Here is a 14609-nt window from a genome sequence, read left to right on the forward strand (position 1 = left end):
TTACTGACACAACAAAGGATTTAGAGTAATCGCTATGAGCGAAGACCGATCGAGCAACGGGCAGAAGTCATGGCTGGGTAAACTGACCCAGGCTTTTGCCCACGAGCCGAAAAACCGCCAGGAGCTGCTTGAGCTGCTGCGCGAGGCCCATCAGAACAAGTTGCTGGACAGCGAAGCGCTGGCCATCGTCGAAGGCGCCATCCAGGTGGCTGACCTGCAAGTTCGGGACATTATGGTCCCGCGTTCGCAGATGATCAGCATCAAGGCGACCCAGACCCCACGGGAATTCCTCCCGGCCGTGATCGACTCGGCGCACTCGCGCTACCCGGTGATCGGTGAAAGCCATGACGACGTCATGGGTGTCCTGCTGGCCAAGGACTTGCTGCCGTTGATCCTCAAGGAGAACGGCGACAACTTCAACATCAAGGACCTGCTGCGTCCGGCCACCTTCGTACCTGAATCCAAGCGCCTGAATGTGCTGCTGCGCGAGTTCCGCGCCAACCACAATCACATGGCCATTGTGATCGACGAATACGGCGGTGTGGCGGGTCTTGTGACCATCGAAGACGTGCTGGAACAGATCGTCGGCGACATCGAAGACGAGCACGACGTCGAAGAAGACAGCTACATCAAGCCGCTGCCCAGCGGTGACTTCCTGGTCAAGGCACTCACGCCGATCGAGAACTTCAACGAGTTTTTCGACAGCGAATTCTCCGACGATGAATTCGACACCGTTGGCGGCTTGGTAATGAGTGCGTTCGGGCATCTGCCTAAACGTAACGAGACCACCGAGATCGGCGCCTATCGCTTCCGCATTCTGAATGCCGACAGCCGCCGTATTCACCTGATTCGCCTGACACCTATTGCCCGCTAAGGAATGACATGCAGCGCCTAACCCGCCCCGGCTGGCCCGGTAACTTGCTGGCCGTGGTGGCCGGCGCCATCACCACCCTGGCGCTGGCGCCGTTCGATTTGTGGCCGTTTGCACTGGTTGCGGTCGGATTTTTCTATATCGGCCTGCGCGAGCTGACGCCACGTCAGGCCTTGGGCCGTGGCTGGTGTTTTGGTTTCGGCCTGTTTGGCGCCGGCACCAGCTGGATCTACTACAGCATCCACCACTTCGGCGGCGCTTCGGTGCTGCTGGCTGGCTTCTTGATGCTGCTGTTTACCGCTGCCATTGCCTGGTTCTTCGCCCTGCCCGCCTGGCTATGGGCGCGTTGGTTGCGCCGTAATGAAGCACCGCTGGCCGACGCACTGACGTTTGCTGCGCTATGGGTCGGCCAGGAAGCGTTTCGCGGCTGGTTCCTCACCGGTTTCCCCTGGCTGTACTCCGGTTACAGCCAACTCGACGGCCCACTCACCGGCCTCGCGCCGCTGGGTGGGATGTGGCTGATTTCCTTCGCCCTGGCGCTGACCGCAGCGGTGCTGTGCAACCTGCCGCGCCTGCTGGCGAGCAAGCGCAACGGTTTTATCGGCGCGGGCTTGGTGCTGCTGGTAGCGCCGTGGGCCATAGGCTTGGCACTCAAACATCACGCTTGGACCTCGCCTTCGGGCGACCCACTGACGGTGGCAGCGATCCAGGGCAACGTCGAACAAAGCATGAAGTGGGACCCCGAGCAGCTTAATGCGCAGTTGGCGTTGTACCGTGACATGAGCTTCAGCTCCAAGCCCGTCGACCTGCTGGTGTGGCCGGAAACGGCTGTCCCAGTGCTCAAGGAGTCTGTCGAAGGCTACCTCGGGATGATGGGCAAGTTTGCCGCCGACCGGCACACTGCGCTGATTACCGGCGTGCCGATCCGCCAGGAAGTGCACCACCAGAAGCGCTACTTCAACGGCATCACCGTGGTCGGTGAGGGCGAAGGCACTTATCTGAAGCAGAAGCTGGTGCCCTTTGGCGAATATGTGCCGCTGCAAGACATGCTGCGCGGGCTAATTGCCTTCTTTGATTTGCCAATGTCGGACTTCGCCCGTGGCCCGTCTGACCAGGCGATGCTGCAGGCCAAGGGCTATCAGATTGCACCGTTCATTTGCTATGAAGTGGTGTACCCAGAATTCGCCGCTGGCCTGTCGGCCCAAAGCGATTTGTTGCTGACCATCAGCAATGACACTTGGTTTGGCCGCTCCATTGGCCCGCTGCAGCACCTGCAAATGGCGCAAATGCGTGCGCTGGAGGCCGGCCGCTGGATGATCCGTGCCACTAACAATGGTGTGACTGGCCTGATCAACCCGTTTGGGCAGATTACTGCGCAGATCCCGCAGTTCGAGCGCGGCATTCTGTACGGCGAGGTGGTGCCGATGCACAACCTCACGCCGTACCTGCAATGGCGTTCGTGGCCGTTGATCATTGTGTGCCTGGGGTTGTTCGGCTGGGCGCTGCTGGCGGGGCGGATGTCCAAAACGGTCTAAAGGCTAAACACAAAATAATGTGGGAGCTGGCTTGCCTGCGATAGCGGTGGGCCAGCTAAAAACCGGCCAACTGACACGACGCCATCGCAGGCAAGCCAGCGCCCACACTTAATCTGCTGTGTTTCGACTTATCGGTAAAACACCCGATACCCCACCTGCCCCACCGCCTCATTGATCAACTGCCCGCTGCGCCACACCGACACAAACTCGGGCATCCAGCCACCCAATGGCCGGGCATTGTCCGCGCCCAAAAAGCCCACCGGCCCCGGCACCACGCTGAAGCCGGCCTTCTCAAAGCTCCAGACCGCACGCGGCATGTGCCAGGCCTGGGTCACCACCACCACACGCTTGATGCCTTGAGGCAGCAGTATCTCGGCGCTCATCTGTGCGTTTTCCCAGGTGGTACGGCTGCGCTCTTCCTTCCAGCGCACCGCCACGCCGAAGTCATCCTGCATCGACACCGCCATCAGTTCGGCCTCACTCGGCGGCGTGCCGTAATGCAGGCCGCCGCTGGTCAACACCGGCAACCCGGACGCCTTGGCCAGCCGCGCGGCATACCGCTGGCGCTCAAGGCCAGTGCCGGTGGGCTGATCGGAGCCCCACGCCGGGTCACCCCGTTCACGCCCGGAGCCCAGCACCACGATCGCGTCTGCCCGCTGGGCCAGTGTTGCCCACTCTTCACGGGCCAACGGTGGCTCGGTCTCCAGCGCATGCGCGCCCCATTGCACCATCACCGGCAGGCTGATCAACCACATCCCGCCCAACCCCAGGGCAAAACACAGCCCGGCCAACCGAGGGCGGCTTTTGCGAAACCACCAGGCAACCGCAAGCAACAGCAAAAAAATGCCGGGCGGCAACAGCAATTGTTTAATGAAATAACGAAAAGGCATCGGGCATCTCCAAAGATGCCCGAAGCCTAGATGCAACGGGGTTTAGCGACAATCCTTACCAGCACATTTCGAGAAGGCTACTGAATAACGCGGTGTTTCACTTGCACCGCACGGCCCGACGCTTTTCGGGACCGCGACCGGCAGCCACATCCTTCAGCCAGATCACCTTGGCCGAACGCGAGGGCTCCTGGGCAGGCGGGGAAGCCTGCTCTTTGGAGGCACGGTGGTGATTCAATTCCAAGTAGCCCTTGATCAGTTCAAGTTCTGCCTGGCTCAAGCCTCGCAACTCCAGCTCCAAAGGCTGCTCATCACGCAATCGGCCTGCGGTTCTCGCGGCATCCAATGCCCGACCTAAACGGTCGATCAGCCCTTCATACAATTGCGGTTTCGTTAAAGTTCGCTGCGATTCAACCATCCCCTCACCTCATTGAAGATAAGACTCACTCCCCAATAAACAGCGTAGTCCCCATGGCTGCGCCTGCCTGGCGCCGCGACAGACGGCCTCGCCCGCGCAATCAGGGTTTCCCTCGATAGAGTGGGGTCATGTATGCTACGGCGCTTCCTGTAACTCCACTTCCCGCAGGGTTTGGGCACGGACGCGCCGCTTTTTGGTGTCGATCAACCTGAACGTTGCACCGAAGAGGATTAGGCCACCCCTATTCAGTTCAAAAGTAGCCATGCACGAACAATATCAGCCCCGTGAAATAGAAAATGCCGCCCAAACCTTCTGGGACGAGCAAAAGTCCTTTGAAGTCAGTGAACAGCCAGGCAAGGAGACTTTCTACTGCCTATCGATGTTCCCTTACCCCAGCGGCAAGCTACACATGGGGCACGTGCGCAACTACACCATCGGTGACGTGATTTCGCGCTACCAGCGCATGCTCGGCAAGAACGTCCTGCAACCCATGGGTTGGGACGCCTTCGGCATGCCGGCAGAAAACGCCGCGATGAAAAACAACGTGGCGCCCGCCAAGTGGACCTACGAAAACATCGCCTACATGAAGACCCAGCTGCGCAGCCTGGGCCTGGCGGTGGACTGGTCCCGCGAGGTGACCACCTGCAAGCCGGATTACTACCGCTGGGAACAATGGCTGTTCACGCGCCTGTTCGAAAAAGGGGTGATCTACAAAAAAAGCGGCACCGTGAACTGGGACCCGATCGACCAGACCGTACTGGCCAACGAACAGGTCATCGACGGTCGCGGCTGGCGCTCCGGCGCGCTGATCGAAAAGCGCGAAATCCCAATGTACTACTTCAAGATCACGGCCTACGCCGATGAACTCTTGTCGAGCCTCGACGACCTGCCGGGCTGGCCTGAACAGGTCAAGACCATGCAGCGCAACTGGATCGGCAAATCCAAGGGCATGGAAGTGCAATTCCCGTACAACGTCGATTCCATCGGCGCGGCGGGCGCACTCAAAGTCTTCACCACCCGCCCGGACACATTGATGGGCGCGACCTACGTCGCCGTGGCCGCTGAACACCCGCTGGCCACCCAAGCCGCACAGAACAACCCTGAGCTGCAGGCCTTCATCGCCGAATGCAAAGGCGGCAGCGTGGCCGAAGCCGACGTCGCCACCCAAGCGAAAAAAGGCCTGCCAACCGGGCTGTTCGTCGAGCACCCGCTGACCGGTGAGAAGCTGCCGGTATGGGTCGCCAACTACGTGCTGATGCACTACGGCGATGGCGCAGTAATGGCTGTGCCGGCCCACGACGAGCGCGACTTCGAATTCGCCACCCAGTACAGCCTGCCGATCAAGTCCGTCGTGCGTACAAGCGTGGGTGATACCAACCCGGCCCCGTGGCAAGACGCCTACGGTGAGCACGGCGAACTGATCAACTCCGGCGAGTTCGACGGCCTGGATTTCCAGGGTGCTTTCGACGCCATCGAAGTGGCACTGATCAAGAAAAACCTCGGTGCCTCGCGCACCCAGTTCCGCCTGCGCGACTGGGGTATCAGCCGCCAGCGCTACTGGGGCTGCCCGATTCCGATCATCCACTGCCAAACCTGCGGTGACGTGCCAGTGCCGGAAGACCAACTGCCGGTGGTGCTGCCCGAAGACGTGGTGCCGGATGGCGCCGGTTCACCATTGGCGCGCATGCCCGAGTTCTACGAGTGCGCCTGCCCGAAATGCGGTGCACCGGCCAAGCGTGAAACCGACACCATGGACACCTTCGTCGAGTCCTCGTGGTACTACGCCCGCTACGCCTCGCCGCACTATGAAGGTGGCCTGGTAGAAAAATCCGCGGCCGACCATTGGTTGCCGGTGGATCAGTACATCGGCGGTATCGAACACGCCATTCTGCACCTGCTCTACGCGCGCTTCTTCCACAAGCTGATGCGTGACGAAGGGTTGGTCAGCTCTGATGAGCCGTTCAAGAACCTGCTGACTCAGGGCATGGTGATCGCCGACACTTACTATCGCCGCGAAGCCAATGGCGCCTACACCTGGTTCAACCCGGCAGACGTCGAGCTTGAGCGTGACAGCAAAGCCAAGGTGATCAGCGCCACGTTGAAATCCGACGGCCTGCCGGTGGAAATCGGCGGCACTGAGAAGATGGCCAAGTCGAAGAACAACGGCGTCGACCCGCAGTCGATGATCGATCAGTTCGGCGCCGACACCTGCCGCCTGTTCATGATGTTCGCTTCGCCGCCCGACATGAGCGCCGAATGGTCCGACTCCGGCGTCGAAGGCTCGCACCGTTTCCTCAAGCGCGTCTGGCGCCTGGCGCACGCCCATGTCAGCCAGGGCTTGCCGGGCAAACTGGACGTGGCGTCCTTGAGCGATGAACAAAAAGCCATTCGCCGCAGCACTCACTTGGCTATCCGCCAAGCCAGCCAGGACGTGGGTCAAAACCACAAGTTCAACACCGCCATCGCCCAGGTGATGACGCTGATGAACGTGCTGGAAAAAGCACCGCACACTACGGAACAAGACCGCGCGCTGTTACAGGAAGGCCTGGAAGCGGTAGTTCTGCTGCTGGCCCCGATCACGCCGCACATCAGCCACGAACTGTGGAGCCGTTTGGGCCACAGCGGCGCGGTGATCGATGCGCGCTGGCCGGTTCAGGATGATAGCGCCCTGGTACAGGACACGCTGCAACTGGTCATCCAGGTCAACGGTAAACTGCGTGGCCAGATTGATATGCCAGCCAGCGCCAGCCGCGAAGACGTTGAAGCGGCCGCCCGCGTCAACGAGAACGTGCTGCGCTTTACCGAAGGCCTGACGATCCGCAAAGTGATCGTAGTGCCCGGCAAACTGGTCAACATCGTCGCTAGCTAATCGGATCGGGCGCAGGGCTTGAGCCCTGCGCCGAACTAAACCTTTAAGGCCTCGATAAGGCCCACATGGTTTCAAGGGGAGCAACAAAATGATCAAACGCAATTTGCTGGTGATGGGCCTCGCTGTGCTGCTGAGCGCTTGCGGCTTCCAGCTGCGCGGCACCGGCACCAATGAACTGTCACTCAAGGAACTGGACCTCAGCGCCCGCAACGCCTATGGCGACACCGTGACTCAGCTGCGCCAGACCCTGGAAAACAGCGGCGTGCGTGTCTACACCGGCGCGACCTATAAACTGAACCTGGTAGACGAGCGAGAAACACAGCGTAACCTCAGCTACGCGAGCGCCGGTCGTGCGTCGGACATCGAGCTGAGCACCGCGCTCAACTTCGAAGTACAGGGCCGCGACCATCTGCCGCTGATGGGCGACAAGATCGAAGTGCAAAAGGTCGTCAGCCACGATGGCAACAACCTGGTAGGTTCGGACTCGGAAATTATCCAGGTTCGCAAGGAAATGCGTCGTGAGCTGATCCAGCGCATGATGGTGCGCCTGCAACAGCTGACCCCGGAAAAACTGGCCGCCTTGCAACTCACCGCCGACAACAAGGCCAGGGCTGACGCCGACGCCCTGAAAGCTGCGAAAGAGTACGAAGACAACACGCCGAAACAATCGCCTGTTGAAGTCCCTGTCGAGTAAGCCTGACGGGGCGCCCCTGGCGTCCCGTTCCGCCCGCCTATGAAACTCGCCCCTGCCCAACTCGCCAAACACCTGCAAGGTGGCCTCGCGCCTGTCTATATCGTCAGCGGTGATGACCCGCTGCTGTGCCAGGAAGCCGCAGACGCCATTCGCACCGCCGCACGCCAGCAAGGCTTCGACGAACGCCAGGTATTCAGCGCCGACGCCAGTTTCGACTGGGGCACGCTGCTGCAAGCCGGCGCGAGCATGTCGCTGTTCGCCGAAAAACGCCTCTTGGAACTGCGCCTGCCTTCGGGCAAGCCTGGGGACAAGGGCGCGGCGGCCTTGATGGAATACTGCTCGCGGCCCGCCGAAGACACGGTGTTGCTGATCAGCCTGCCCAAGCTTGACGGCAGCGCGCAGAAAACCAAGTGGGGCAAGGCGCTGGTAGAAGGCCCACAGACCCACTTCATCCAGATCTGGCCAGTGGACAGCAACCAGTTGCCACAGTGGATTCGTCAGCGCCTGTCCCAATCGGGGCTGTCGGCGACGCAAGACGCTGTGGAGTTGATCGCCGCCCGGGTCGAAGGCAACTTGCTTGCCGCCGCCCAGGAGATCGAAAAGCTCAAGCTGATGGCCGAAGACGGGCAAATCACCGTCGAAACCGTGCAAGGCGCGGTGGCCGACAGCGCGCGCTTTGACGTGTTCGGGCTGGTGGATGCGATTCTTAACGGCGAACCCGCCCACGCCCTGCGCATGCTCGAAGGGCTGCGCGGCGAAGGCGTGGAGCCACCAGTGATTCTGTGGGCCCTGGCCCGGGAACTGCGGGTGCTGGCCAATATTTCCCTGCAATACAGCCAGGGCACTGCGCTGGACAAATGCTTCAGCCAGGCCCGGCCACCGGTGTGGGACAAACGCAAACCGCTGATGAGCAAAGCCCTGCAGCGCCACTCAGCGCAACGCTGGGCGCAACTGTTGCTGGAAGCGCAGCGCATCGACGCGCAAATCAAAGGCCAGGCGGCGGGCTCGCCGTGGATGAGCCTGAGTCGTTTGTCACTTTTGATGTCTGGCCAACGCCTGTCATTGCCGGCTGAATAACCCCCTCCAAACACCCGATGTTTTCCTGTGGGAGCTGGCTTGCCTGCGATGGCGGTGAGTCATCTTGCATTTCTGGCATTGATACACCGATATCGCAGGCTTGCCTGCTCCCACATTAACCGCGCCCACTTGATAGTGTGAAACCGCCTACACAGCGCCGGGCTTTACAGCCGCGCCACTTCGGCAGATTATTTGCACCGCTTCATCCCATCTCCAGAGCGTACTGACCATGAGCAAAAAGCCATCCAAGCATGGCCCCAACAAGGCCAAATCCATCATCGCCCAGCCACTGTTCCGCAGCCGTCAGGAACGCGCCGGCAAGGGCAAAGGCAGCTACCGCCGCGAAGCCTTCCAGTCTAATAGCTGGGAGGCTTCTTACTTTCTGGCAGCCTGAAGGCAAGCGCCCCTCCGGCATGATAAGGTCTGCACCTGATTTGTAATCCCTGGACCTGTGCATGCCCTCTAATCTTTCCCGTCGTTGGCACCTTCGCCAATTGATCGCTGCCTCCAGCCTTATTCTGCTTGTCGCCTGCGCGGAAAAACCCACCGCCGCAGACGCCCAACCCCTGCCGAAACTCCAGGCCGCACCGGCCGTCGCGCCCGCCGTGGTTGCCCCATTGGCAGCAGACAATCTTGATACCCAGCCGCCCCAGACGTTTGCCGAATGGATGGCTGGCTTTCGCGTCGAAGCCTTGAAAGCCGGGATCACACCCGCCGTCTTCGACAACGCCTTTGCTGGTGTCACCCCCAATGAATCGGTGATTCGCGCCGACCGCAGCCAGCCGGAATTTTCCCGCCCGGTTTGGGAATACCTCGACAGTGCCCTGTCGCCGGTGCGCGTGCGTAATGGGCGGGCTGCGCTGGTCAAGTACGCCGATATCCTGCAGCGCATCGAGGACCGCTATGGTGTTGATCGCCGGGCGCTGGTCGCGGTGTGGGGCATGGAAAGCAACTTTGGCCAGTTCCAGGGCAGTAATTCGGTGATCGGCTCTCTGGCGACCCTGGCTTATGAAGGTCGCCGTCGGGCATTTGCACAGGCGCAATTGCTGGCAGCGTTACAGATCATCCAGCATGGCGATATTCAAGCCGACCAGATGAAAGGTTCCTGGGCCGGCGCGATGGGCCAGACTCAGTTCATCCCGACCGTCTACAACACCCACGCCGTTGACTTCGACGGCGACGGTCGCCGCGATATCTGGAACAGCCCAGCCGACGCCCTCGCTTCCACCGCTCACTACCTGCAGAGCTCGGGATGGCAGAAGGGTCAGCCGTGGGGCTTCGAGGTGAAGCAGCTGCCGGCGAACTTCGATTACGCCCTGGCAGACGGTGGCGTGCGCAAGACCGTCGCCGACTGGCTGAAACTCGGTATCCAACTACCACCTGGCGCAAGCTTGCCGGCCAATGTCGACCAACTGTCCGCCGCCCTGCTGCTGCCGGCCGGCTACCGTGGCCCGGCGTTTCTGGTGCTGGACAACTTTCGTGCGGTCCTCAGGTACAACAACTCCTCGTCCTACGCCCTGGCCGTTAACCTGCTGTCGGAGCAGTTTGGTGGCGGTGGTGTGATTCGTGGCAGTTGGCCTAAAGATGAACTGCCGCTGAGTCGTTCCCAGCGCATTGATTTGCAGACAGTGCTCAGCGCCAAGGGTTATGACGCTGGCAACCCGGACGGGATTATCGGCGCCAATACGCGCAAAGCGATTCGCGCGGCGCAGCAGTCGTTGGGCTGGCCGGCGGATGGGTATCCGACGGTGAAGCTGTTGGAATCGTTGCAGGGCCGCTGAGAGTACGATCGTTCCCACGCTCAGCGTGGGAATGTCGCCCTGGACGCTCTGCGTCTGCTCTTGAGGTCGCGACGCGGAGCGTCACAGGATGCATTCCCACGCAGAGCGTGGGAACGATCAACCACGCTCAGCGTGGGAAGGATCAACCAGCTATTTCAACACTACATCCTGCTCCAACACCACCCGCTGCTCCCCCGCATCCAACCGCACCAACGCGCCCATCGGCAGCGTCAGGTTCGGGTCACAGTGCCCACTGCGCCAGCCGGACAAGACCGGAATGCACAACGGTTCGAAGGTCTGCTTGAGCAGCCGTTCCAACGCAGCCTTATCCACACCCGACACATCCCCCACCAGCACGCCGGCGACCTGCGCAAGCTTGCCCGCCAGGCGCAGATGCGTCAGCAGGCGGTCGATGCGGTAGATGGGCTCGTTGACGTCTTCGATCAGCAGAATGATGCCGTCAGCGTCGATCTCATAAGCCGTGCCCATCACTGCCGCGATCATCGACAAGTTGCCACCCAGCAAGCGCCCACAGGCGATGCCAAGTTCAATGGTGGTCAACGGGTAGGCCACCGGGTGCGCGAGCACGCTGCCGGCGCCCAGTTGACCGCGCAGCAGGCTGAATAACGATGACTCAGTCGGCTGCTGCTTATCGCCAAGCAAATCGGCATTGAGCATCGGCCCGTGAAAGGTCACAAAGCCTGCGTAACGGTTGATGGCTAGGTGCAATGCGGTGATGTCGCTATAACCCACGAATGGTTTGGGGTTTGCCCGAATCAAGTCGAAATCGAGCCGATCCAGTAGACGCGGCGTGCCGTAGCCGCCGCGCAGGCAGAAGATCGCATCGATTTCGGGGTCGGCGAAGGCGGCGTGCAAGTCGCGCAGGCGCACGTCATCGCTGCCGGCGAGGTAACCGTCACGTTCGTATACACCTGGAAAAATCCGCAGCTCATGGCCACGGGCGCGCATCCATTGCCCGGCTTTTTCAACGTCGAGGGCAGCGGGGCCGGCGGGGGCGATCAGGCCGATTATGCCTTCGGGGCGTAGAGCAGGTACGGCGACGGTCATCCACGATTCTCCCTAATTAACGCGCAACGAAATGTGGGAGCTGGGCCAGTGGGCGCTGGCTTACCTGCGATGCACACGCCTCGGTTTATCAGTCAAACCGAGGTGATGCAATCGCAGGCAAGCCAGCTCCCACACAAGCCCGCTCCCACATTGGATAGCGGTGTTGCGCAACCCGTTATTACGAAACCAGGCTTGCCTTGACCAGCTTGGCTTGCTCGTCAGCATGGTACGAGGAGCGCACCAACGGGCCGGAAGCCACGTTTTTGAAGCCCATCTTGTAACCTTCCTCGGCGAACCAGGCGAAGATGTCCGGGTGCACGAAACGCTGCACCGGCAAGTGGCTGCGCGACGGTTGCAGGTATTGGCCCAGGGTCAGCATGTCGATGTCGTGTTCGCGCATGCGCTTCATGACTTCGATGACTTCTTCGTCGGTTTCGCCCAAGCCCAGCATCAGGCCGGATTTGGTCGGGATGTGCGGCATCATCTGCTTGAATCGTTGCAGCAGGGTCAGCGACCACTGGTAGTCCGAACCTGGGCGCGCGGCCTTGTACAGGCGTGGCACGGTTTCCAAGTTGTGGTTGAACACATCCGGTGGCTCGGCGGCGGTGATTTCCAGCGCGACGTCCATGCGGCCACGGTAATCGGGCACCAGGGTTTCGAGCATCACGTTTGGCGACAGCTTACGGATCTCGCGGATGCAGTCGGCAAAGTGCTGGGCACCGCCGTCACGCAGGTCGTCGCGGTCTACCGAGGTGATCACTACGTATTTGAGTTTCAGGTCAGCGATGGCGATGGCCAGGCTTTGCGGCTCGTTGACGTCCAATGGCTTCGGCCGACCGTGGCCGACGTCGCAGAACGGGCAACGACGGGTGCAGATGTCACCCATGATCATGAAGGTGGCTGTGCCGCCGGAGAAGCATTCACCCAGGTTCGGGCAGGACGCTTCCTCGCACACGCTGTGCAGCTTGTGTTTGCGCAGCAGGGCCTTGATACGGTCGACTTCCGGCGAAACCGGGATACGCACGCGGATCCAGTCAGGTTTTTTCGGCAGTTCGGTGGTCGGGATGATCTTGACCGGGATGCGTGCAACCTTCTCGGCGCCGCGCAGCTTGACGCCGGCTTCCACCTTGGCACGCGGGGCCGGGGCCGGACGCTCGGTGATGTCCAGCGTCGGGATCATGGTTTGCACTGCATCAGTAGTCATAATCAGTCGATTCCGCCCGTAAGGGTCGTCTGCTCAGCATAGTCGAGGTGTTTGACGAGCTGCGCACGCAGCCGGGCACTTACCTCGGCAAATTTAATCGGTGTGGCGTGGTCGCTCAGTTGGGTCATCGCCAACCCTGCGTAACCGCAAGGGTTGATGCGCCCGAACGGCGCCAGGTCCATGTCCACGTTCAAGGCAAGGCCATGAAAGGAACAACCGTGGCGAATCCGCAAACCAAGGGACGCGATTTTCGCGCCGTCCACGTACACACCGGGTGCATCGGGCTTGGCCGCGGCGCTTACGCCGTAACTGGCCAACAGCTCGATCAGGCAAGCTTCCATGCGGCTTACCAGGTCACGTACGCCAAACCCAAGCTTGCGTACGTCCAGCAATAGATACGCTACAAGCTGACCCGGCCCATGGTAAGTCACTTGACCCCCTCGGTCGACCTGCACCACCGGAATATCCCCCGGCAGCAGCAGATGCTCGGCCTTGCCGGCCTGGCCCTGGGTAAACACCGGCGGGTGTTCCACCAGCCAGATTTCATCCGGGGCCGAGCTGCCGCGTTCATTGGTGAAGCGCTGCATGGCGTGCCAGACCGGCTCGTAGGCCATCTGGCCGAGCTCGCGAAAGCCCAGAACCTGTGACATCACAACACCATGTGCACGAAGCCGGTGGCCCGCAGTTCGCTGTTGATGTCGTAGAGCTGGTCTTGACCGGTCGCAACGATGTGCAACTGGATCGTGGTGTATTTACCGTTGGAGCTCAAACGCTCGTCCACTCGGTTGTCGTTGATCGTCGCGTGTACACGCACGATCTCGATAATCCTGTCTTTGCGGCCCACACCCGTGTCGCTGATCACCTTGATAGGATAATCGGTCACCGGGAATTCGATCTTTGGCGCCTTTACTTCTACTTCTTTATCGGTCATGGCAGAACGGCCTCGTAAGCGGTAAGCCGTGGCGACGGGCAAAGCCCCGCGTCGGATCAACGCAGGGCTTTGCAGGTGCACACAATCAGTTGAACAAGCCGTAGAAGAATAGACGGATGCTATCCCACACGCGACGGAAGATACCACCTTCGTCGACGGATTCCAGAGCGATCAGGTCGGCGCTGTGCACCACTTTGTCGTCCAGTTTCACTTCGACTTTACCGATAACGTCACCCTTGGCAATTGGCGCAACCAATTGTGGGTTCATGGTCATGCTGGCAGCGAGCTTTTTCAGCTGGCCTTTAGGCATGGTCAGGGTCAGGTCGTCAGCCAGGCCGGCCTTGACTTGGTGGGTAGCGCCTTTCCATACCGGCGCGGTCGCAAGCTCTGCACCCTTCTGGTAGAAGGTCTGGGTTTCGAAGAAGCGGAAACCGTAGGTCAGCAGTTTTTGCGTCTCGGCCGCACGGGCCTGCTCGCTGTTAGTGCCGAAGACCACGGCAATCAAACGCTGGCCGTCACGTACAGCGGACGACACCATGCAGTAGCCCGCTTCGTCGGTGTGGCCGGTTTTCAGACCATCAACGGTCTTGTCGCGCCACAGCAGCAGGTTGCGGTTAGGCTGCTTGATGTTGTTCCAGAAGAATTCCTTCTGGGAGTAGATCGCGTAGTGCACCGGGTCGACGCGGATGATCGCGCGAGCCAGCACGGCCATGTCGTGAGCCGACGAGTAGTGCTCCGGGTTCGGCAGGCCGGTCGGGTTCATGAAGTGGCTGTTGGTCAAACCCAGGTCGGTGGCGGTCTTGTTCATCAAATCGGCGAACGCATCTTCGCTGCCGGCGATGTGCTCGGACAGGGCCACGCTGGCGTCGTTACCGGATTGGATGATGATGCCGTGCAGCAGGTCGCTGACAGTGACCTGCGAACCCACCTTGATGAACATCCGCGAACCGCCGGTGCGCCAGGCGTTTTCGCTGACGGTGACCGGGTCGTTTTCGCCGATCTGGCCGCGACGGATTTCCAGGGTCGCGATATAGGCCGTCATCAGCTTGGTCAAGCTGGCTGGGGGCAGGCGCTGGTCACCATTGTTCTCGACCAGCACATTACCGCTGGCGGCATCCATGAGGACCCAGGCCTTGGCGGCCAGTTGCGGGGAAGCCGGCACCATTTCAACCGCCCAGGCGGCCGGGGTGATGATCAGCGAAAGAAGCAGGCACGTGCGTTTGGCTAAAGTGGTGATGTTCATCCGTCTCTCGAAATTGCTTATGGAAACTTGC

General features: G+C 60.8%; 14 protein-coding genes. 7 read left to right on the plus strand and 7 right to left on the minus strand.

Annotation, left to right across the window (positions count from 1 at the left end; translation table 11 throughout):
• Positions 1 to 34 precede the first annotated feature (34 nt).
• Together ACI77I_RS10530 and lnt are read left to right on the plus strand one after the other, a co-directional pair.
• Positions 35 to 874 carry an HlyC/CorC family transporter gene (locus tag ACI77I_RS10530; RefSeq protein WP_015373027.1) on the plus strand — a complete coding sequence of 280 codons (840 nt, stop codon included), beginning with the start codon at positions 35 to 37 and terminating at the stop codon, positions 872 to 874.
• An 8-nt stretch (positions 875 to 882) separates the two neighbouring features.
• Entirely contained in the window at positions 883 to 2406 is a 1524-nt protein-coding gene (lnt, locus tag ACI77I_RS10535) for an apolipoprotein N-acyltransferase (protein ID WP_242152860.1), read from the plus strand.
• 128 nt (positions 2407 to 2534) lie between these two features.
• Here the strand turns inward: lnt and ACI77I_RS10540 are convergent, their stop codons facing one another.
• Positions 2535 to 3296: a YdcF family protein gene (locus ACI77I_RS10540; RefSeq protein WP_406997454.1), complete on the minus strand. Its 762-nt coding sequence runs from the start codon at positions 3294 to 3296 to the stop codon at positions 2535 to 2537.
• A gap of 97 nt (positions 3297 to 3393) precedes the next feature.
• Positions 3394 to 3711, minus strand: coding sequence for a hypothetical protein (locus ACI77I_RS10545; protein ID WP_094951260.1), 318 nt, complete (start codon positions 3709 to 3711; stop codon positions 3394 to 3396).
• 262 nt (positions 3712 to 3973) lie between these two features.
• Between ACI77I_RS10545 and leuS the strand changes: the two genes are divergently transcribed.
• The 5 genes from leuS (at position 3974) to ACI77I_RS10570 (ending at position 10132) form a co-directional block, all read left to right on the plus strand.
• Complete coding sequence (gene leuS, locus ACI77I_RS10550) at positions 3974 to 6580, plus strand: leucine--tRNA ligase (protein ID WP_242152863.1); 2607 nt, start codon at positions 3974 to 3976, stop codon at positions 6578 to 6580.
• An 88-nt stretch (positions 6581 to 6668) separates the two neighbouring features.
• Positions 6669 to 7274, plus strand: a complete 606-nt coding sequence (gene lptE / locus ACI77I_RS10555) for an LPS assembly lipoprotein LptE (RefSeq protein WP_094951258.1) — start codon at positions 6669 to 6671, stop codon at positions 7272 to 7274.
• Between the two features lie 39 nt (positions 7275 to 7313).
• Positions 7314 to 8351 carry a DNA polymerase III subunit delta gene (holA, locus tag ACI77I_RS10560; RefSeq protein ID WP_094951257.1) on the plus strand — a complete coding sequence of 346 codons (1038 nt, stop codon included), beginning with the start codon at positions 7314 to 7316 and terminating at the stop codon, positions 8349 to 8351.
• 229 nt (positions 8352 to 8580) lie between these two features.
• Positions 8581 to 8745, plus strand: a complete 165-nt coding sequence (gene arfA / locus ACI77I_RS10565) for an alternative ribosome rescue factor ArfA (protein ID WP_003176285.1) — start codon at positions 8581 to 8583, stop codon at positions 8743 to 8745.
• Between the two features lie 61 nt (positions 8746 to 8806).
• Positions 8807 to 10132 (plus strand): lytic murein transglycosylase, encoded by a 1326-nt coding sequence (locus ACI77I_RS10570; protein ID WP_094951256.1) that lies wholly within the window; start codon positions 8807 to 8809, stop codon positions 10130 to 10132.
• 150 nt (positions 10133 to 10282) lie between these two features.
• Here ACI77I_RS10570 and ACI77I_RS10575 read toward each other — a convergent pair whose 3' ends face one another.
• From ACI77I_RS10575 to ACI77I_RS10595, 5 genes are all read right to left on the minus strand, one after another.
• A complete protein-coding gene (locus ACI77I_RS10575) occupies positions 10283 to 11200 on the minus strand; it encodes an LD-carboxypeptidase (protein ID WP_406997455.1) in 918 nt (305 codons plus the stop codon).
• Positions 11201 to 11378: 178 nt separating this feature from the next.
• Positions 11379 to 12380 (minus strand): lipoyl synthase, encoded by a 1002-nt coding sequence (gene lipA, locus ACI77I_RS10580; protein WP_176462942.1) that lies wholly within the window; start codon positions 12378 to 12380, stop codon positions 11379 to 11381.
• A 26-nt stretch (positions 12381 to 12406) separates the two neighbouring features.
• Positions 12407 to 13054: a lipoyl(octanoyl) transferase LipB gene (lipB, locus tag ACI77I_RS10585; protein WP_106579371.1), complete on the minus strand. Its 648-nt coding sequence runs from the start codon at positions 13052 to 13054 to the stop codon at positions 12407 to 12409.
• Complete coding sequence (locus ACI77I_RS10590; protein WP_094951252.1) at positions 13054 to 13335, minus strand: DUF493 domain-containing protein; 282 nt, start codon at positions 13333 to 13335, stop codon at positions 13054 to 13056. Before ACI77I_RS10590 ends, lipB begins: the two co-directional genes overlap by 1 nt.
• A gap of 85 nt (positions 13336 to 13420) precedes the next feature.
• Complete coding sequence (locus ACI77I_RS10595) at positions 13421 to 14578, minus strand: D-alanyl-D-alanine carboxypeptidase family protein (RefSeq protein ID WP_094951251.1); 1158 nt, start codon at positions 14576 to 14578, stop codon at positions 13421 to 13423.
• Between the last annotated feature and the right edge of the window lie 31 nt (positions 14579 to 14609).

Origin of the sequence: Pseudomonas sp. D47, from assembly GCF_045447305.1 — a bacterium.
Taxonomy (GTDB): Bacteria; Pseudomonadota; Gammaproteobacteria; order Pseudomonadales; family Pseudomonadaceae; genus Aquipseudomonas.